Here is a 21,115-nt window from a genome sequence, read left to right as displayed (position 1 = left end):
GTTTAGATTTTAGATATTCTAACTCATACTTCACAACTAATAACTTTTAACTCTTAAATTATGTTTAAAAAAATATTAATTGCCAATAGAGGCGAAATTGCTTTACGTGTTATTAGAACATGTAGGGAAATGGGGATTAAAACTGTAGCAGTGTATTCTACTGCAGATTCAGAAAGCCTGCACGTTAGGTTTGCAGATGAAGCAGTTTGTATCGGACCACCTTCTAGTGCAGAATCATATTTAAAAATGTCTAATATTATATCTGCAGCAGAAATTACAAACGCAGATGCAATACATCCAGGTTATGGTTTTTTATCAGAAAACGCTAAATTTTCTAAACTTTGTGAAGAGCATGGTATAAAGTTTATTGGCGCAACTGGTGAAATGATTGACCAAATGGGAGACAAAGCCAATGCAAAAGAAACAATGAAAGCCGCTGGCGTGCCTTGTGTACCTGGAAGTGATGGTGTTATTGTTGATTTTGAGCAGTGCGAAAAACTTGCTGTAGAAACCGGGTATCCTGTTATGCTAAAGGCTTCTGCCGGTGGCGGAGGTAAAGGAATGCGTGGTGTTTTTAAGCCTGAAAACCTTAGAGATGCTTGGGATTCTGCAAGACATGAATCTAAAGCTGCTTTTGGAAATGATGATATGTACATGGAAAAATTGATTGAAGAACCAAGACATATTGAAATTCAAATTGTTGGAGATGCTTTCGGAAAAGCATGTCATTTATCAGAAAGAGATTGCTCTATTCAGCGTCGTCACCAAAAGTTAACAGAAGAAACTCCTTCTCCTTTTATGACAGATGAATTGAGAGAAAAAATGGGAGATGCAGCTGTAAAAGCATCAGAATTTATAAAATACGAAGGGGCAGGAACAGTAGAGTTTTTGGTGGATAAACACAGAAATTTCTACTTTATGGAGATGAATACTCGTATACAAGTAGAACACCCTATTACTGAAGAAGTAGTAAATTACGATTTAATTAGAGAACAAATTTTAGTAGCTGCAGGTGTGCCAATTTCCGGTAGAAATTATTACCCAAAAATGCACTCTATAGAATGTAGAATTAATGCAGAAGATCCTTATAATAACTTTAGACCATCGCCAGGTAAGATAACAACATTGCACGCGCCAGGTGGTCATGGAGTTAGAATAGATACGCATGTGTATGCAGGTTATACAATTCCGCCAAATTATGATTCTATGATTGCCAAGTTAATTACAACTGCGCAAACAAGAGAAGAGGCTATTAATAAAATGAGACGTGCATTAGATGAATTTGTAATTGAAGGTGTAAAAACTACTATTCCTTTTCACAGACAACTAATGGATCATCCAGATTATATTGCTGGTAACTATACCACCAAATTTATGGAAGATTTTAAAATGGAATAAAACCTACTTTTTAGTTTTAAATTGATATAAAAATAGAGAATACAACATGTGTTCTCTATTTTTTTTATCTTTAGATTTTAAGAGTTAAACATGAAAATAGACGGAATTGATAAAATAATAATTAAAACATTGTTAGAAGATGCTAGAACACCTATATTAAGCATTGCTAGAGAAGTAGGTATTTCAGGAGCAGCTATTCATCAACGTTTGAGAAAATTAGAGAGCTCTCATTTAATAGAAGGATATCAAATGAAAATTAACTCCAAAGCACTTGGGTATACTACCACAGCTTTTGTTGGTGTTTTTTTAGATTCTTCTGGCCATCTTTCTGCAGTAATGAAAAAATTAAATACTATTCCAGAAATTTTAGAAAGTCATTATACAACGGGAAATTATTCTATTTTTATAAAAATAATTTGTAAAAATAATGAGGATTTAATGCGACTTTTAAACACTAAAATTCAATCGATAAAGGAGGTTTTAAGAACAGAAACTTTTATTTCTCTAGAACAGCAAATAGATAGACAGATTCGTATTTAGTTAAAATAGACACGTAAAGACAGAAATGTACTTTATGGTTTTAAAACTTCAAATACGGTAAAATTGTGTGATAACTTTTTTTCTTTGAAAATTATAGTGCTAAAAAACATGTGGTTATAGGCATTACAATAATTGTTAATTCTGTTGGTTTATTGGTTTAGGCTAAAAACAAAAACCTTAACAATTAAATGCTAAGGTTTTATAATATTTGAGGGTTGATGAATTAAAATGTTTTCAATTGTTTAACTTCATTTAAAACAATTTTTTATAATACTCATCTGCCATTCTTTGCGTTGTAAATGCAGGAATAACATCATCCATTGCTTTAAATACAATTTTTTGCCAAGTTTCAGGAGCATCATAATAAGCAGGAAGCACTTTGTTTTCTAAAATATTATATAAATTATCAGTATCCATTCTATCTTGATCATTAGTAGGTGAACGATAATCTAGAGCTGGTAATACAAAGCAATTTTCTTCATCTTTTTTAAATTCTGGAATCCAACCATCATCCGTAGAAACATTTACAGAACCATTCATTGCTGCTGTCATACCACTTGTACCCGAAGCTTCACGCGTAATTCTAGGCGTATTTAACCAAACATCTGAACCGCATTTTAATTTTCTAGAGACATTTATTTCGTAGCCAATAAGTACTGCAAGGTTTTCTGATTGTTTAGATTGATGTACCAAATGGTTAAAAGTATCTATTGCACCATAATCAAAAGGGTAAGGTTTACCTGCCCAAATAATCTGCACCGGATATTTTTCATTGTGAATCAATTTCTGAAAACGTTCATAATCGTGCAATAATAAATCGGCTCTTTTGTAGCCTGCAAAACGTCTGGCCCAAACAATGGTTAATACATTAGGATCAAATTTTTTGCCGGTTTGTTTGTACACTTCTTGAAAAAGATCGTTTTTTAATTGTGTTTTTCTATTTTTATAGGAATCTGTATCCTGTTTTTCCCAAGATTTTTTGATGTCTTCATCTTGCCAAAATTTTTGATTTTGAGCGTTCGTTATCGGAATTATTTCACAGATACCAGCATAATCTTTCCACATGTCATTGGCTACAATAGCGTGTAGTTTAGATACTCCGTTTGCTTTTCTTGCCATTCTTAAAGCAGAAATGGTGTAATTAATCATACCACCGTTTACCATTTCGGTTTGCAACTCTTGTTCAGATAATGTTCTGCCAAAGAAGCCACATCTGTTTAAATGACGTGCATCTCTTTCTTCATTTCCTGCTTTTTCTGGAGTATGTGTTGTAAATACCATTTGATTTTTAGTAACCCCTTTGTCTCTTAAATAATAAAAAGCAGGCAAAGCATGCCCTTCATTTAAATGATACGTGTCTGCGCCTCCTAATGCTTCTACAACTTTAGCACCAGCAATTCCTAGAATAATACTTTGAGAAATTCTTGTTACGGGGTTTTGATCATACAGATGGTTTGTAATGGTTCTAGACAGATGATCATTTCCTTCTACATCTGTGCTTAAAAAATACATGGGTACTGTGCCAAAAACCTCTGGTTTTAAAACATAGGCTCTAACTTTTACATGCGGATTATCATGAAGTTTAATTTCTACTTCAATGCCAGTATATTCTAAAAAATCGAAATGTTTTTCGTTAAATTCTGTTTTTAAGGTTTGGTCTTCATTTCTAGCTTGGTCATAATAACCATATTTCCAGAGCATTCCAATACCAATCATATTTTGCTTTAGCTCTAATCCAGAACGCATGTGAGACCCAGCTAAGAAACCTAAGCCACCTGAGTAAATATTAAACGTTTGATCTATACCAAACTCCATGCTAAAATAAGCTACTTTTTTCTTGTATTTTGCAGCTGGTTTGTATGGGTGATGCCATGTACTATATATATGTTCCATAAAATAATGTGATTAAATAATAAGCATTAAAAGTAAAGAAATTACTTAATTAATTATATGATGAAAACATTAAATTTAAGTAAAATAGTTAATTTATAACGTTTATAAATTTTGGGTAAAAGCTTAGTTTTATGAGGGTTTATGATAAAAATCAGTAAAAATTTTAAAATGTTTTTTATCAAATTTACTGATGAACATAATTTTCATACAATGTCTTCTTTTTTTACTCAAAAATACAAATACAAGACAATTTTTAAAGAAGTAGTTAGTTTGGTTCTGATAAGACTTTAGAACTAATAAAAGCACTCATAAATACAGAAGTTGCTTTTCTTCTTAAAAGCATTCTCAAGTTATCTTCAAAAGATAAAGATTAGAAATCGGAGCAAAAGTATTTTCCATTGACCAAATTCGCACTTGAACTCATTTAAAATTTTATAAATAGAAAACTGTTACTTTTGTAAAAAAGTAACAGTTTTTTTATAATACATTTAGGAGGCATTGCCCCAGTATTTGCGGCAGAATAATTTTATGAATACTTAGTTAATAAGGGCCATTTCACCGGTCTCTTGTTTTCATAATTTTTTACCACTATTTTGAATTGAAATTTATCACAATAAAAAACTACCTAATATGTAAGCGTTTTTTATATCAATATAATTGATAAACTCATTGCTCCCTGAGCCCCTACAACTAAACATTGCTCAATATCAGCAGTCTTTGATGGGCCAGAAATAAAAACTCCAAATGTTCTTTCTCTTTCTGAAATTATTTTAAACCCTGAATGCATGTGTTGGCATATTTTTTCTTTTTTTAAAACAATAACCAAATCATTTGTGATAAAAGGTAAAACTCTTACAGGATACGTATTTTCAGAAATCCATACAGAACCATTTTCAGCAACGCCAAATTCTCCTTGTATAATAGCTAAATCAATATTTTGTAAATCTTTAGGATTTGTTTCTTCAGAAATTGATATTGTTGCTAAAGAAAGGTCATTGTTACTGCAATCAACTATTTCTTTTGCTTTCGGATATAATTTTTTAATTTCATTTTCTAGAGTTTCAGAAGTGGATAATTCTATAATTGTACCACCAACTACTTGTACTTTCTCTTTAAATTCTTCTAATAAATTAATGTCTTCTCTAAAATTATTAAGATCTAATATTGGAAAAGGAAGACCTGTTGGTTTATTTTCTTTAATTGATTTTAATATAGCTTCTCTTCCCATTATTTTTTTCTTTTAATTTTGTACCATTCATCAAAATTCTCATTTTTTATTTCTGGTAAATCACGTGCTTTACCCCATGCATTTAGTTTAGAATACACCATAAATCTAGGAGCATATTTTAATGCAAATCGTGCCATTCTACCTCCGAAATTATATAGTTTTCTGTTAGATAAAACAACACCAGCAATTTTTAAAATAGATTTTTTAACAACCGGTTGTTTTACATCTTTTACAATTACTTGTCTCCATTTGTACAGCTGTTCATGAATGTTAATCTTTACGGGACAAACATTAGAACAAGAGCCACAAAGAGTTGAAGCAAAAGGTAAAGAACTATGTTTGGTTAAATCTTTTCCTGGTGATAAAATTGAACCAATTGGTCCTGGTATAGTAGCATCATAACTATGACCACCACTTCTTCTGTAAATAGGACAGGTATTCATACAAGCACCACATCTAATACAGTGTAATGATGCTCTAAAATCTTCTCTACTTAATTGTTCTGTTCTTCCGTTATCAACAATAACAATATGCATTTCTTTTCCTTTAGCAGGCTTGTTAAAATGAGAAGAGTAGGTTGTAATTGGTTGTCCAGTTGCACTTCTTGCAAGCAATCTTAAAAAGACTCCTAAATTTTCTTCTTTTGGAATAATTTTTTCAATTCCCATAGAAGCAATATGAACTTTTGCTAAATGAGCACCCATATCTGCATTTCCTTCATTTGTACAAACAACAATTCCGCCAGTATCTGCAATGGCAAAATTTACACCTGTTATTGCAACATCAGCATTTAAAAATTTATTTCTAAGATGTTTTCTTGCTTCATTGGTTAAGTATTCAGGATTTCCCCCACTTGGTTTTGTACCTAAATGTTCTTGAAACAATTCATCAACTTCTTCTTTTGTTTTATGAATTGCAGGTAAAACAATATGACTTGGTGTTTCTTTTGCAATTTGTACAATATATTCACCTAAATCAGTATCAACAACCTCAATATTTTGCGCTTCTAAATGCGGGTTTAAATGGCACTCTTCCGTAAGCATCGACTTACTTTTTACCACTTTTTTTGCATTATTATCTGCTAATATTTTAGAAATAATTTCATTATGTTCTTTTGCGTCAGAAGCCCAATGTACTTTTATTCCGTTATTCTGAGCATTCTTTTCAAACTCTATTAAGTAGTTGTCTAAGTTAGATAAAACATTGGCTTTAATGCCAGAGGCAACATCTCTTAAATGTTCCCAACCTACAACGCCGTGTGCAGATTTATCTCTCTTTTCTCTAACATACCACAAAGCTTTGTCATGCCAATTTACTTTAGCTTCGTCTTTATTAAATTCTGTTGCTTTTTCTGCGTGAGCCATAGTATTCTATATGCTTTTATTTAATATTTCTGCAATATGCATTACTTTTAAAGGTTTTTTTTGTCTATTGATTAAACCTTCTAAATGCATTAAACAAGAGTGATCTGCCCCTGTAATTACTTCTACATCACTATCTATATGATCTTGAATTCTATCTTTTCCCATTTTTACAGAAATAGCTTCTTCAAAAACAGAAAATGTTCCACCAAAACCACAACATTCATCTTTTCTATTTAAAGACATTAGTTCTAATCCTTCAACAGCATTTAATAAATCTTCTTCTGTAGAAAAATGTGGATCCATTCTTTCTGAGCAAGAACCTAAATGCAAACCACGTAAACCATGACAGCTTTTGTGTAAACCTACTTTGTGTGGAAATTTAGCGCCCAAATCAGTTTTACCTAATATTTTGGTGATAAACTCACACAATTCATAGGCATTGTTTCTTACTTTAATAACATCTGGTGTTTGTTCTAAAATGTCAAAATGTTTTTTAACATGATAAATACAACTTCCAGAGGGGCCAACAATGTAGTCATACTCTTTAAAGTTTTCTACAAATAGTTGACATGCACCTTTTGAGTCATCTTCATATCCCGAATTTCCTAAAGGTTGTCCGCAGCAAGTTTGTGTAGAAGGATAATACACATCAACATTTAACTTTTCTAGCAATTCCAAAGTTGCTATTGCTACTTGGGGGTATAATTGATTTACATAACAAGGAATAAATAATCCTACTTTCATTTAAAAGTTATTTTAATTTATAAATTTGATCCATTAATATCCATTTTTCACCTTCTTTTGCAAAAGGCAATTTTTGTTGATATTTCCACATTAGATTTTCCCACTCTTGTACTTTTTCATTAACGCCATCATTTGAAGCTCTCTTTTCTAAAGAAAAATCTTTATGTACATCAGTAATCATAAAAAGACGATTTCCTTCACAATAGATCTCCATTAAAAGAATACCAGCATCTAAAATACTTTTTTGAATTTCTGGCCAAACTTTATTGTGATAACCAATATATTCTTCAATTAATTGTTTATCATCAACCAAATCTAAAGCATAACAATATCTTTTCATAAAATGTTAGTTTTATTTATAGATTTTATGTGATCTATAACCATAAACCGCAATTACACAGAAACAAGTAAAAGGAAGAATAAATGAAAAGTTTACTCCAGAAAATGGTCCTATAGATTCCATATCTATCATTGTTCCTTGTAAAATTGGCATTAATGCGCCACCTACAATTGCCATTACTAAACCTGCTGCACCTAATGCAGTATCTTCTTCTGTAAGGCCATCTAATGCAATACCGTAAATTGTTGGAAACATTAAAGACATAAATGCTGATGTTGCAACTAGTAAATATAAACCAAGCATTCCTTCAATTAAAATAACTCCAGAAACAGTAACCATTGCACATAGCGCAAAAATCATTAGTAATTTTTTAGAGTTTATGTATTTCATTAAAAAAGTACTTATAAACCTACTTGCTAAGAAAATAGACATGGCAACAATATTATAATTTTGTGCATCTGATTTAGCGATGCCTAAATTACCAGCATATTGAATAATAAATGTCCAACACATAATTTGTGCTGCTACATAAAATAATTGTGCTAAAACACCTTCTTTATATTTTCCGTTTTTAAATAATCTTCTAAAAGAATCTGCTGCACTTGAATGTTTTTCAGCTTTTTTTCTTATTGGCATTTTCATAAGAGCAATTAATACCAGCATAGAGATAACAACAAAACCTAAAATAACATACGGGTTTCTGATGATTTCTAAATCATGTGTTCTAATTACTGCTTTTTTTGCTTCGCTTAAGGTTGCAAAAATAAGTTCTCCAGCTTCGTTTCTTTTATCAGAATCTAAAGCGACTAAAATAAATTTTGAAGCTACAAACATTCCAAATAAAGAACCAATAGGGTTAAATGCTTGTGCTAAATTTAAACGTTGTGTTGCCGTTTTTGGGTCTCCCATAGAAAGAATAAATGGGTTTGCTGTTGTTTCTAAAAAAGCCAATCCGAATGTTAAAATATATAAGGAACCTAAAAAGAAACCAAAAATTTCAAATTCTGCAGCTGGATAAAACATTAATGCTCCAACAGCATATAAGGTTAATCCTAATAGAATTCCTTTTTTGTAGCTATATTTTCTAACAAATAAAGCTGCAGGAATTGCCATTGTTGCATATCCTCCATAAAAAGCTAGTTGTACTAGTGCTGCTTTTGCGGTAGATATTTCCATAACGGTTCCAAATGCGGCAACCATTGGGTTTGTAATATCATTTGCAAAGCCCCAAAGCGCAAATAATGAAGTAATAATTATAAATGGAATTAGCATCTCTTTAGATACTACAGGTATTTTACTTGTATTTGACATAAATTACTTCTTTCGCACTTGTTAGATTAAAATAAAAGTGGAATTAAAATTTTATTAATTCCACTTTTTTAATATTATTTATATTGAGCGTAGACAACTTTGGTTTGTAAGTATTCTTCCATACCGTGTTTTCCATCAGCTCCACCTAATCCAGATTTTTTCCAACCTGCATGGAAACCTTGTATTGCTTCAAAATGCTCTCTATTAATGTATACTTCTCCAAAATTTAATTCTTCGGATGCATGCATTACTTTGTTAAAGTTTTCAGAGAATATAGAAGAAGTTAAACCAAACTCGCAATCATTTGATAAGGCAATTGCTTCATCTAGAGATCCAAACTTCATTACAGGTAAAACAGGTCCAAAAACTTCTTCCTGTATAATTTGCATATCTTGTTTAATATTTCCTAATAGGGTTGGTTGATAAAAATAACCTTTATCAAATTTGCTAGATCTTTCACCACCAACTAATACTTCGGCTCCTTCTTTCTTAGCATATTCTACCATTTCAGAAATTTTATCTAATTGATCTTTAGAAACCAAACTACTCATATCTGGGTTGTTTGCAGAAAAAGCGTCTTCTACTTTTACCTCTTTCATTTTCTTTGTAACCATTTCAACAAATTGGTCATAAATAGAATCTTCTACATATAATCTTTCTGCACAATTACATACTTGGCCACTAAAAATAATTTTAGAACCTACTACTGCATTCACAGCCAATTCTAAATTTGCATCTGCACAAACAATAGCTGGTGCTTTTCCTCCAAGTTCTAAAGAAACTTTTGTGATATTTTCTGAGGCAGCTTGCATTACTTGTTGACCTGCAAAAACACTACCTGTTAAACTTATTATTCCTGTTATTGGGCTTTTGCTTAAAGCATTTCCAACGATAGGTCCAGAGCCGCAGACAAAATTTAAAACACCTGCTGGTAATTCAATTTTTTGAATTAATTTAACCCATTCTAAAACTGTATTGGGAGCAACACAACTTGGTTTAATAACACATGTATTACCCGTAATTAAAGAAGCAGCCACTTTACGAGCCATTACAAAAAATGGAAAATTCCAAGGTAAAATTCCTACAGCTACTCCTATAGGTGCTCTGTGTATAAAAATATGTTCTTTTTTACGATCACTTTGTATAATTTCTCCTTCTATTCTTCTTGCAAAACCAGCATAATAATCAAAATAATCTGCGGTAACATCAATTTCTACTTGTGCTAAGCCTATTACTTTAGCTTGTTCTGCAGCTAATGTTTCAGCTAAAAAAACTCTATTTTCTCTAATAACAATTGCCATTTTATTAAGATAATTGGCTCTTTCAATTGCTGTTAGAGATTTCCATGCGTGATGAGCATTTTGAGCAGCATCTAAGGCATTGTTGGCGTCTTCTACCGAACCTTGTGGTATGGATGATAAAACTTCTTCTGTACAAGGATTTAATACCTCTGTCATTTTTGTAGAAGTGGAGTTTACGAATCTTCCGTTAATGTATTGATTAAATTGCTTCATAAAAAATATAGTTTTAGTTAATTGAATTAAATTTATAAGAAAACAAGTATAGTAGGTCTTGATTTCTTTAATAGTTTTTACGCCATACATATTTAACAGATGTAAAACGAATTATGCAAATCTATAATATGAATGCACAATAAGGTTTATCCATAATAAGCTATAGTATGAATAATGTAAACATTGTTATTTACTTTTGCGTTATCAAAAAGTTTGTATTTTCTTTTTCTTTTCTCATGTTGTGTGTATAAAATATTGTATATAAGTAGATTAGGTGTATTTTTATTAAGGTTTGGTGTTTAGATATATCTTTTAGATTTATAAATAGCGGGTGTTTGGCCTGTAATAGTTTTAAACACTCTAGAAAAATGGTATCGATCAGAAAAGCCTAATTCAAAAGCAACCTCTTCTATTGTTTTATTTGTCAGTTCAAAAAAATCACATGCTTTAGATATTTTTCTGTTTTGAATGAAATTGTGGAGTGTTATATTCATTTCTTCTTTAAATAATCTTGCAAATGAATTGGGTGCCATATTTATTTTAGAAGCGATTTCTGTATTGCTTAATTTTTTGTGGATATTAACTTCTATAAAACGAATAATTGTTAAAACCCTACTATCTATATTGGTAGCTTTCCATAACTCAGGGGCTACATTTGTTAAAATTTCTTTTATAAACGCTTGTAATTTTAAGTTAAAGGTTAATTTAAAATCTTTGTTTTCAATTTGTAATCTATTTGTTAGATACTCTAAACGTTCACTAAAATAATTGGTTACTTTAATTTTTAAAATACCAGGATATACATTGTCAAAGGGGATTCCTAAGTTAAAATGTATGAAAAAGTGAAATAATGATTGATCCATAAAATCATTTTCGTTTACATCTTTTGTTAAATATCTTCCTTTTACATTCATGCCTTTTGTGTAAAGTGGTTTTTTTGAAAACCTTGAAGAAAAAGAAGTAAACGGAGGAATAATATATAGTGTATCAGGGGTCATTTTGTACAACTTATCCAAGTGAATTATTTCTCCTCCTTCATTTTTATTCCAATAGATTCTCCAAAAAGGAAACACCATATCAGGACATTCCCATAATTCAAGCAACCAATATCTACAACAAAGTAGTTTTAGTTTAAGATCTATAAAATTTTGGTTATTTACTGATGGATCTATAAGGTTAATGTCTTTTATTAAATTCAATTTTCTGTAAATGTTTAAATTAGATATAAATATACATATTTTAAATATTTTATAAAACTTTTATTCAATTTACTTTTGTAGCTCAATAATTATTTTAAAGATATGAAAACATTACAACTTCCATTAGAGGTAGAGATAGAATTAAAACAAGTATCTAAAGTAGCAGGTTATTTATGGCAGAGAGAGTGGGCCGAAAGAAATGCTGGAAACATATCAATGAATTTGACCTCTTTTTTCGATAAAGAAGAAGTTAAAGGAATTGGAGAAGAAATTCCTTTTGATTTTCCAAAAGGAGCAGCAGGATTTGTAATTTATATTACAGGAACTGGTTGTTATTTAAGAGATTTAGTAGACATGTTAGAAGAAGTTTCGTGTATTCTTTATATTAATGAAACTGCAACAGCATATTCTATTATTTGGGGAGGAAAGAGACCTAATTTTGGACCAACTTGTGAGTTAATTTCTCATGCAAGTATTCACCTTTTCAATTCTATTCATCACCCAGAAAATTTAGCGGTTGTTCACACACATCCAATTGAATTAATTTGTATGAGTCATCATGATTTATTTGAAGATGAAGAAGAATTAAACAGACAATTATGGATGATGTGCCCAGAGGTAAGAGTATTTGTACCTAAAGGAGTTCATTGTACACCGTATGCCTTATCTAGTACAGCAGAATTAGCAGATGTAACTATTGATGCTTTTAAAACTAGAAATGTTTCTTTATGGGAAAAGCACGGAGCTACTGCAACTGCACCAGATGTAATGAAAGCTTGGGACTTTTTAGATGTTTCAAACAAAGGAGCTAAATTATTATTAACATGTTGGGCAGCAGGTTTTAAACCAGCAGGTTTGTCTAATGAGCAGCTAGTAGAATTAGAGCAATTTCTATAAACTTAAAAACATTATAAATCATGAGTAGATTAATTGGTAGATTACCAAAAGTAGGAATACGTCCTGTGATTGATGGACGTGAATTAGGGGTTAGAGAATCTTTAGAGGTTCAAACAATGGATATGGCGAAAGCCGCAGCAAAATTAATTGAAGAAACATTACGTTTCCCAAGTGGCGAAAAAGTAGAATGTGTAATTGCAGATACTACTATTGGTGGTGTTGCAGATGCAGCTGCTTGTGCAGATAAATTTAAAAGAGAAGGAGTAGAAGTTTCTTTAACAGTAACGCCATGTTGGTGTTATGGTACAGAAGTTATGGATACAGACCCATCAACACCAAAAGCAGTTTGGGGTTTTAATGGAACAGAAAGACCAGGTGCTGTGTATTTAGCAGCGGCTTTGGCAGGATATTCTCAAAAAGGATTGCCAGCTTTTGGTATCTATGGTAAAGAAGTGCAAGATGGTGGAGACCAAACCATTCCTCAAGACGTTTCAGAAAAAATTCTTCGTTTTATAAAAGGAGGTTTGGCTGTTGCTCAAATGAACGGTAAATCTTATTTATCTATAGGATATAGTTCTATGGGTATTGCTGGTTCTATGGTTGATGTAAATTTTTTACAAGATTACTTAGGTGTTAGAGCAGAATTTGTAGAGTCTGTAGAAATTTTAAGACGTATAGATGAAGGTATTTTTGATCAAGAAGAATATGCAAAAGCATTAGCTTGGACAAAAGAAAACTGTAAAGAAGGAAAAGATTACAATAGCCCTGAAGCACAAAAATCTGCAGAAGTTAAAGCAGACGAATGGGAAAAAGTTGTGAAAATGACTTTGATCTGTAAAGATTTAATGAACGGAAATCCTAAGTTAAAGGAAATGGGATTCGGTGAAGAAGCTAAAGGTAGAAATGCAATTATGGGAGGTTTTCAAGGTCAACGTCAGTGGACAGATTACCAACCAAATGCAGATTATACAGAGTCTATTTTAAATTCATCTTTTGATTGGAACGGAATTAGACAAGCATATACTTTTGCAACAGAGAACGATTGTTTAAATGCAATTTCTATGTTGTTTGGACATTTGTTAACAAACAAAGCTCAGTTATTCTCAGATGTACGTACGTACTGGAGCCCTGAGTCTGTAGAAAGAGTTACAGGTAAAAAATTAACGGGTATTGCTAAAGAAGGAATTATTCACTTAATTAATTCTGGTTCTACAACGTTAGATGCAACTGCACAACAAGAAGATGCAGATGGAAACCCAACAATGAAACCTTTCTGGGAAATTACAGAAGAAGATACACAACGTTGTTTAGACAATACAAAATGGCCTGCAGCCATTGCAGAATATTTTAGAGGTGGTGGTTTTTCTTCACAGTTTAAAACTAGAGGTGAATTACCAATGACAATGTGTAGAGTAAACTTGGTAAAAGGAATTGGACCAGTTTTACAAATTGTAGAAGGATGGAGTGTTGAATTACCAGAAGATATTCATACAGTTTTAGATGAAAGAACTAATCCTACTTGGCCAACAACTTGGTTTGTACCAAGATTAACAGGAACAGGTTGTTTTAAAGATGTATATACGGTAATGGCAAAATGGGGAGCAAACCACGGTGCTATTTCTCACGGACATATTGGTGCAGATTTAATATCTTTAGCAGCAATGTTACGTATTCCTGTAAATATGCATAATGTTAGTGAAGATGACGTATTTAGACCAAGTGCTTGGTCTGCGTTTGGAGAAGCATTAGAAGGAGCTGATTATAGAGCATGTAAAAATTATGGCCCATTATACGGGTTTAAAGAATAAACTATATGGCATTTGATTCTTTTTAGGATCAAATGCCTCTTTTAAGTTAAAAATTATGAAGAGTGTAATTGCTGTTATTGACATAGGTAAAACAAATAAAAAGGTATTTTTATTTGATGAACATTTTGATATTGTTTTTCAAAACTCAACTAAATTTGATGAAATTTTAGATGAAGATAATTTTCCTTGTGATGATATAGAATCCATTGAAAATTGGATAAAGAATGAGATAAAATCAATTCAAGACAAAGAAGTTTATAATTTAAAAGCAATTAATTTTTCAACTCATGGAGCTTCTCTTGTTTATTTAGATAAACAAGGCAACAGAATTGCTCCTTTATACAACTATTTAAAACCTTTAAAAATAGAAGATTTTAAGAGTTTCCATGAAGCAAATGGTGGCGTTGAAGAATTCTCTAGAAGAACAGCTTCTCCGGCTTATGGTATGTTAAATGCAGGGTTGCAAATGCTTTGGATGAAAAAGGATAAGCCTGAAATATGGGAAAAAGTAGATGCTATTTTACATTACCCTCAATATTTAAGCTATCTATTTACAAAAAAAGTCACTTCAGATTTTACATCCGTTGGAGCGCATACAGCTACTTGGGATTTTGACAATATGGAATACCATCCATGGTTAAAAAATGAAAATATTAATTTGCCAGAACCTACGAACGGTAAAAATGCTATTACAGCAATTGTAAATGGAGAAAAAGTAGCAGTTGGCTCTGGTTTGCATGATAGTTCTTCTTCAATAATACCTCTTTTAGAAGAAAATAAAACTCAAGATTTTATATTACTTTCTACCGGAACCTGGATTATTGCAATGAATCCGTTTAGTACGGAAACTTTAACACAACACCAATTATCAAATAATTGCTTGTGTTTTATGACCCCTGCAAAGCAGCAAGTTAAATCTTCTATGCAGTTTTTAGGAAGAATTCATGAAGTATATGTAGATCCATTAAGTGAGTATTATAATGTTAATAAAAATAAACACTTAAATCTTGGCTTAAACGAAGACCTTTGCCAAGAATTAATTGTAGAAAATGCGCAAATCTTTTTAGCAGATGGTATTGATACTGAATTTGAAGCAAATGAAAAATTGTTTAAATATTATGGATCTTACGAAACTGCCTATTATCAATTAATATTTGAAATCTGTAAAAAAGTTATCAACGGTATCAATTTAATAACAGATAAAAATACTAACATAAAAAGCATTTATATTTCTGGAGGTTTTAATAAAAATAGAATATTTATCAAATACTTATCTTTATTAAAGAAGAATTGCCAAATTAAGATTTCTAATTGTGAAAATGAAAGTGCTTTAGGTGCTGCCATGTTAATGAAGGATTATCTATAATAATAATTTCGATCAAAGATCGAAAAAAACACAAAACTATGAATGAACACATGACTTTAGGAGAATTTATTATTGAAAACCAATCAGCCTTCCAATATTCATCGGGTGAATTATCTAAATTGCTAAATGGCCTTAGGCTTGCTGCTAAAATGGTAAATCACGAAGTAAACAAGGCAGGATTAGTTGATATTATTGGTGGTGCAGGTGAGGTAAACGTACAAGGTGAAGATCAACAATTACTTGATGTGTTTGCCAATGACAAATTTATCCATTCTATTATAAAACGTGATATTGCTTGCGGAATTGTTTCAGAAGAAGAGGACGAATTTATATCTATAGCTGGTAGTGATAAAGCAAATAAAGGTAAATATGTTGTTTTAATGGATCCTTTAGACGGTTCTTCAAATATTGATGTAAATGTATCTGTTGGTACTATTTTTTCAATTTTCAGAAGAGTTACTCCAGTTGGAACACCAGTACAACTTGAAGACTTTTTACAACCAGGAAGTTTACAGGTAGCTGCAGGATATGTTGTTTATGGTACTTCTACCATGTTGGTATACACAACAGGTGATGGTGTAAATGGTTTTACGCTAAACCCAGCAATAGGTTCTTTCTATTTATCGCATGCTAATATACAAATACCAAAAACTGGAAATATTTACTCTGTAAACGAAGGAAACTATTCTCATTTTCCTCAAGGTGTAAAAGATTATATCAAGTATTGTCAGAAAGAAGAGGAAAACCGCCCGTATTCTGCGAGATATATTGGTTCTATGGTTTCAGATTTTCATAGAAACATGCTAAAAGGTGGTATCTATATGTACCCAAATTGCACTAAAAACATAGATGGTAAATTAAGGTTACTTTACGAGGCAAACCCTATTGCTATGCTAGCAGAACAAGCTGGTGGAAAAGCGTCTAACGGTGTACAACGTATATTAGATATTAAACCTACAGAAATACATCAAAGGGTGCCATTTTTCTGTGGTAGTTCAGAAATGGTTGATAAATTGGAATCATTTTTATAACAAACGCTAATAATAAAGTGTAAACTATATTTTAAAGTACTTTTCTTAGGGTAAGTACTAAACTTAACGGTAATTGAAGAAATGGGCATCTTGATGAAATTGGTTTTTCGGATGCCCACTTTTTTTTATCTTAAATTATTTCATTAAAATATTTTATTACCAAATTTAATAGGTTACGTGCCTGTGTTTTGAGAAAATTAAAAATAGTTGAACTACATAAAAAAGTTTTTTTTGATTTTTATAAAACTACAAAGGTTAAAAAAGTTGAATATATTTTTTTTAGAAAACAAAAAAATGAATTAAATTTGAAAGTATGATGAAATATTCTAAATTTCAATACATTTTATGCATTATATTTTTCAATACTCTTATAATTGTTGGACAAAATTTTGAAAGAATTTCTAATAAAGAAGGATTCAATCAAAATACCATCTATGATATAGAACAAGATGAATATGGTTTTTTATGGTATGGTACACCCAATGGTTTAATAAAATATAATGGTTATGAGTTTAAAACTTACACCACTCAATCCAAATCCAACCAAGCTTTAAATAGTAATTTTATTTCAAAACTTTATAACGGTAAAAATGGTGTTTTATGGATTGGAACTAACCAAGGGCTTAATCTTTATATTCATTCTTTAGAAAAATTTATTAAAGTACCTTTAAAACAAAATATTTTAATATCCAAAATAACACAAGATTCTATTGGAAATATTTGGTTTTCCGGAAATAATCAATTGTATAAATGTAAGGTTATAGATAGTAAAAAAGGATTATTAGATGTTTCTAAAAATCTTTTACCAGTTGATTTCGAAAATAAAATAATTGATTTTACATTTAAGGATCAAGAAACAATAATTCTTGCAACAGACAACGGTTTAACCAAAATTGTTTTAGATGATACAGAGTCAAAAATAAAATCTATTTCAAATTTTAAGAAATTTCAAGGTAAAACTTTAAAGAGTATTTTAAAGATAAAAGATTTTTTCTTGATTGGTGCTGAAAATGGTGCTTTTAAAATTGCCATATATGATAAGGATGTACATATAATAAAAGACTTTGGTCAATTAAAAAATACACAGCCTAAAGGGATACTGAATGTAAACGATATTTTATATGATAATTTAGGTGTTATTTGGATTGCTACAAAAAGTAATGGATTATATAAGTATAATGAAGAGAAAGATATTTTACAACATTTTATTTACAATCCTAAAAACAAACTAGGTATAAGTAGTAATCAAATAAACGCCTTATATAAAGATGATTTTGATGTTTTATGGATTGGAACAGCACAAGGAGGTATTAATAAATTAGACATACATCAAAAGAAATTTATTAATTACAATCAAAACCCATACGATACTAAATCTTTGTCTGGTAACCTTATTACCGCAATTTTAGAAGACAATAAAGGTGTATTGTGGTTGTCTTCTTACAATGCGCCATTGTATAGAAGTACAACAACCGTATCAGAAAAAACAGTAAACAATCTTAAATTTGAAAACTTAGGAGTTGAAAAATTTTTAAAAGAAAACGATTTTGTAAGATGTTTATATCAAGATAAAAAAGGATATATATGGATTGGTTCTGATTTTTCTTTATTGGTGTACAATCCTAAATTAGAAAAACTAAAAAAGGTAAATTTTCTTCATCATAAACTACCATATTCAGACGTTTCCATTAGGGCAATTACAGAAACCGATACAAATGAAATTATTATTTCTGGAAACAATATTTTAACTGTAGAAAACCCATGGAAAGAATTTAACAAATCGTCTATTAATTTACCCATAAAAACAATTTTAAATTTGGGCTCAAATAGAGCTAAAACAATTTTAAAAGATATAGATAATGTTTATTGGTTTGGTACCAACGAAGGAATTCTAAAAACAACCTATACTGGAGATAAATTCATTATAACCGATGAACTTACAATCAATAGTAAACCGTATAATTTAAGTTATAATAATGTGTTTTCATTATATAAAAATGATACTACACTTTGGGTAGGAACATTTGGTGGAGGACTAAATAAGTTTTTAATCAATAAAAATAAAAAACCTTCTAATGTAAAATATTTTAGAAAGAATGATGTGTTGCCAGATGATGCTATTTATGGTATCTTAAAATCTAAAGATTCTGTGCTTTGGCTAAGTACAGATATGGGTTTGGTGAAATTTAATATGTTTACAGAGGCAGTAAATGTTTATGATGTTAGAGATGGTTTGTCTCAGAATAACTTTAGGCAAGGTGCCTATTTTAAAGGAAAATCTGGCTATTTTTATTTTGGAGGATTAAACGGATTAACAGTTTTTAAACCCGAAGAAATATTAGTGAATAAGCAGCCACCTAAGATTTTAATTTCAGGGTTTTCTATTAATAATAAACCTATTAAAATTGGTGAAAAATTTAATAATAAAGTAGTGCTTGAAAAATCTATTTTAGAAATAGAAGAGTTTTCTATCAGTGAGAAAGCACAAATAATATCTTTTAATGTAGTTACAAAACACACTTCTACACCTTCAAAAAACAAACTAGCCTATAAATTAGAAGGTTTTAACAATCAATGGATTGAAACAGAAGAAGGTAAAGCAGAAATAACGTATACAAACCTTGCTTCTGGGAGCTACAAATTTGTACTAAAAGCAAGTAATGGTGATGGTATTTGGGGAGAAAGTAAAACGTTACGGTTACATGTATTACCACCTTGGTATAAGACTGTTTGGAGTTTTATGTTGTTTTTAGTAATTATTGTTTCCATAATAATTTATATAATGTTTTACTTTTTAAAGCATCAAAAATTAAAAGAAAGGTTAAAATATGAAGAATTAGATAAGCAAAGAGTTGAAATTGTAAATCAAGGAAAATTTAGATATTTTACCAATTTATCACACGAATTTAGAACACCTTTAACGTTAATTGCAGGGCCGTTAGAACGCGTAATGGAGCAAAATTCAGACACCTCAAACAATAAGTATTTAGCAATTATTCAAAAAAACACAAAAAGACTTTTAAGTCTGGTAGATCAATTAATTACGTTTCGTCAAGCAGAACAAGGTTTTATAGATTTAAACCTGGTAAAATACACTTTGGGAGATTTTATATATCCAACAACAGAAGCTTTTGAAAACTATGCTTTAGAAAAAAATATTAATTTCTTTTATAAAGTAACGCAACCCAATGAAGAAATTATTATTGATGTAGAAAAAGTTGAACGTATTATTTTTAATTTATTATCAAACGCATTTAAAAATACACCACCGCATGGAACTATAAGTATAGAGGCAGGTATACATTATGTTGGCAAAGAAAAAATGATGGAAATAAGTGTGGTAGACTCTGGCAAGGGAATTCCAAAAGAAAATTTAAAAAATATCTTTGAGCGCTTTTATCAGCTGGGTAATTCAGAAAGTGAAGTAAGTGGTGGCGGTATTGGATTGGCGTTTTGTAAATCTCTGGTAAATCTGTTACACGGAGAAATATCTGCAAAAAGTACACCGGGTGTAGAAACTCGTTTTACTGTTATAATACCATCAAAAGAGGTAGAAGATTACGATATAAAAACAAATCAGGAATCTAAAAAATCTTTTATTAAAAATTGGGTTCCTTTAACAAATGAAATTATTAATGAAGATGTACAATTGTCTTTTTCTAATGTTAAAAAGGAGCATTCTATCCTTATTGTAGAAAATGAAGTTGATGTGCAGCATTTTTTATTTAGTACGCTATCTGAAAAATATGATATTGCAATTGCTAATAATGGAGTAGAAGGTTTAGAAAAATTACTTTTAAAAAAACCAGATTTAGTTATTAGTGATGTAATGATGCCAGAGATGGATGGTTTTGAACTTTGTAATAAAATAAAATCAGATTCAAAAACATGTCATATTCCGGTAATGCTTTTAACGGCATTGGGTGCTAATGAAGATATAGTTAAAGGCCTAGAATATGGCGCAGATGAGTATCTTAGTAAACCATTTTCGATTAAGCATTTAGAGCTTAGGGTAAGTAAACTAATTAAAAATAGTATACAATTAAAAGAATACTTTGCAAAAAACAGTGACCTACCGCAAGAAAAAAACACCATAGAATTGTCTATCAAAGACAAAGATTTTATGGAAAATATAATTAAAATTATAGAAAAAAATATCTCGAATTCTAATTTTGGAGTAGAAGAGTTATCCAAAGAAATTGGCTTAAGTACCTCGCACTTTTATAGAAGATTAAAACAATTAACTGGGCAAGTGCCAAATGTGTATATTAGAAACTTTAGATTGCAACGTGCTGCAAAACTTTTAGCAAGCAATAAAGGGTTTAATGTGGTTCAAGTGATGTATCAAATAGGTATCGAATCTACCTCTTATTTCTCCTCTTCATTCAAAAAATTGCATGGAATATCACCTTCAGAGTACCTTAAAAAGCACTCAAATCACTAGGTTTTAAGGGGAAAAGTAGATTTAAGCAACTATATGGG

At 30.6% G+C, this 21,115-nt stretch carries 15 protein-coding genes; 7 read left to right on the top strand and 8 right to left on the bottom strand.

Features of this window, described 5'->3' with window-relative positions; genetic code table 11:
* The first annotated feature begins 60 nt into the window (after positions 1-60).
* Entirely contained in the window at positions 61-1,398 is a 1,338-nt protein-coding gene (gene accC / locus ACSHW5_RS06095) for an acetyl-CoA carboxylase biotin carboxylase subunit (RefSeq protein WP_435675226.1), read from the top strand.
* 90 nt (positions 1,399-1,488) lie between these two features.
* Positions 1,489-1,938, top strand: a complete 450-nt coding sequence (locus ACSHW5_RS06090) for an Lrp/AsnC ligand binding domain-containing protein (RefSeq protein ID WP_435675225.1) — start codon at positions 1,489-1,491, stop codon at positions 1,936-1,938.
* A 252-nt stretch (positions 1,939-2,190) separates the two neighbouring features.
* Here ACSHW5_RS06090 and glgP read toward each other — a convergent pair whose 3' ends face one another.
* The 8 genes from glgP to ACSHW5_RS06050 all read right to left on the bottom strand — a co-directional run bounded on the left by glgP (position 2,191) and on the right by ACSHW5_RS06050 (position 11,531).
* Positions 2,191-3,831: an alpha-glucan family phosphorylase gene (gene glgP / locus ACSHW5_RS06085; RefSeq protein WP_435675224.1), complete on the bottom strand. Its 1,641-nt coding sequence runs from the start codon at positions 3,829-3,831 to the stop codon at positions 2,191-2,193.
* Positions 3,832-4,474: 643 nt separating this feature from the next.
* The gene (locus tag ACSHW5_RS06080) at positions 4,475-5,059 is read right to left on the bottom strand and encodes a LutC/YkgG family protein (RefSeq protein WP_435675223.1); all 585 of its coding nucleotides are present in this window, start codon (positions 5,057-5,059) and stop codon (positions 4,475-4,477) included.
* Positions 5,059-6,423, bottom strand: a complete 1,365-nt coding sequence (locus tag ACSHW5_RS06075) for a LutB/LldF family L-lactate oxidation iron-sulfur protein (protein ID WP_435675222.1) — start codon at positions 6,421-6,423, stop codon at positions 5,059-5,061. Before ACSHW5_RS06075 ends, ACSHW5_RS06080 begins: the two co-directional genes overlap by 1 nt.
* A gap of 6 nt (positions 6,424-6,429) precedes the next feature.
* Positions 6,430-7,167: a (Fe-S)-binding protein gene (locus tag ACSHW5_RS06070; RefSeq protein WP_435675221.1), complete on the bottom strand. Its 738-nt coding sequence runs from the start codon at positions 7,165-7,167 to the stop codon at positions 6,430-6,432.
* Positions 7,168-7,174: 7 nt separating this feature from the next.
* Positions 7,175-7,507: an L-rhamnose mutarotase gene (locus ACSHW5_RS06065; RefSeq protein ID WP_435675220.1), complete on the bottom strand. Its 333-nt coding sequence runs from the start codon at positions 7,505-7,507 to the stop codon at positions 7,175-7,177.
* A 12-nt stretch (positions 7,508-7,519) separates the two neighbouring features.
* Positions 7,520-8,818 carry an L-fucose:H+ symporter permease gene (gene fucP, locus ACSHW5_RS06060; RefSeq protein ID WP_435675219.1) on the bottom strand — a complete coding sequence of 433 codons (1,299 nt, stop codon included), beginning with the start codon at positions 8,816-8,818 and terminating at the stop codon, positions 7,520-7,522.
* Between the two features lie 74 nt (positions 8,819-8,892).
* Positions 8,893-10,332 (bottom strand): aldehyde dehydrogenase, encoded by a 1,440-nt coding sequence (gene aldA / locus ACSHW5_RS06055; protein WP_435675218.1) that lies wholly within the window; start codon positions 10,330-10,332, stop codon positions 8,893-8,895.
* A 299-nt stretch (positions 10,333-10,631) separates the two neighbouring features.
* Positions 10,632-11,531: a helix-turn-helix domain-containing protein gene (locus ACSHW5_RS06050; RefSeq protein WP_435675217.1), complete on the bottom strand. Its 900-nt coding sequence runs from the start codon at positions 11,529-11,531 to the stop codon at positions 10,632-10,634.
* A 102-nt stretch (positions 11,532-11,633) separates the two neighbouring features.
* Between ACSHW5_RS06050 and rhaD the strand changes: the two genes are divergently transcribed.
* The 5 genes from rhaD to ACSHW5_RS06025 all read left to right on the top strand — a co-directional run bounded on the left by rhaD (position 11,634) and on the right by ACSHW5_RS06025 (position 21,077).
* Positions 11,634-12,428, top strand: coding sequence for a rhamnulose-1-phosphate aldolase (gene rhaD, locus ACSHW5_RS06045; protein ID WP_435675216.1), 795 nt, complete (start codon positions 11,634-11,636; stop codon positions 12,426-12,428).
* 20 nt (positions 12,429-12,448) lie between these two features.
* Positions 12,449-14,236 carry an L-fucose isomerase gene (locus ACSHW5_RS06040; protein WP_435675215.1) on the top strand — a complete coding sequence of 596 codons (1,788 nt, stop codon included), beginning with the start codon at positions 12,449-12,451 and terminating at the stop codon, positions 14,234-14,236.
* 55 nt (positions 14,237-14,291) lie between these two features.
* On the top strand, positions 14,292-15,602 hold the full coding sequence (locus ACSHW5_RS06035; protein WP_435675214.1) for an FGGY family carbohydrate kinase: 1,311 nt from the start codon (positions 14,292-14,294) through the stop codon (positions 15,600-15,602).
* Between the two features lie 38 nt (positions 15,603-15,640).
* On the top strand, positions 15,641-16,633 hold the full coding sequence (fbp, locus tag ACSHW5_RS06030; RefSeq protein ID WP_435675213.1) for a class 1 fructose-bisphosphatase: 993 nt from the start codon (positions 15,641-15,643) through the stop codon (positions 16,631-16,633).
* A 316-nt stretch (positions 16,634-16,949) separates the two neighbouring features.
* Positions 16,950-21,077, top strand: a complete 4,128-nt coding sequence (locus tag ACSHW5_RS06025) for a hybrid sensor histidine kinase/response regulator transcription factor (RefSeq protein ID WP_435675212.1) — start codon at positions 16,950-16,952, stop codon at positions 21,075-21,077.
* The last annotated feature ends 38 nt before the right edge of the window (positions 21,078-21,115 follow it).

It is taken from the genome of Polaribacter sp. (assembly GCF_051251875.1).
GTDB lineage: Bacteria > Bacteroidota > Bacteroidia > Flavobacteriales > Flavobacteriaceae > Polaribacter.
Note: the sequence above shows the minus strand (reverse complement) of the source record. Positions and strands in the feature narration are given on the sequence as shown.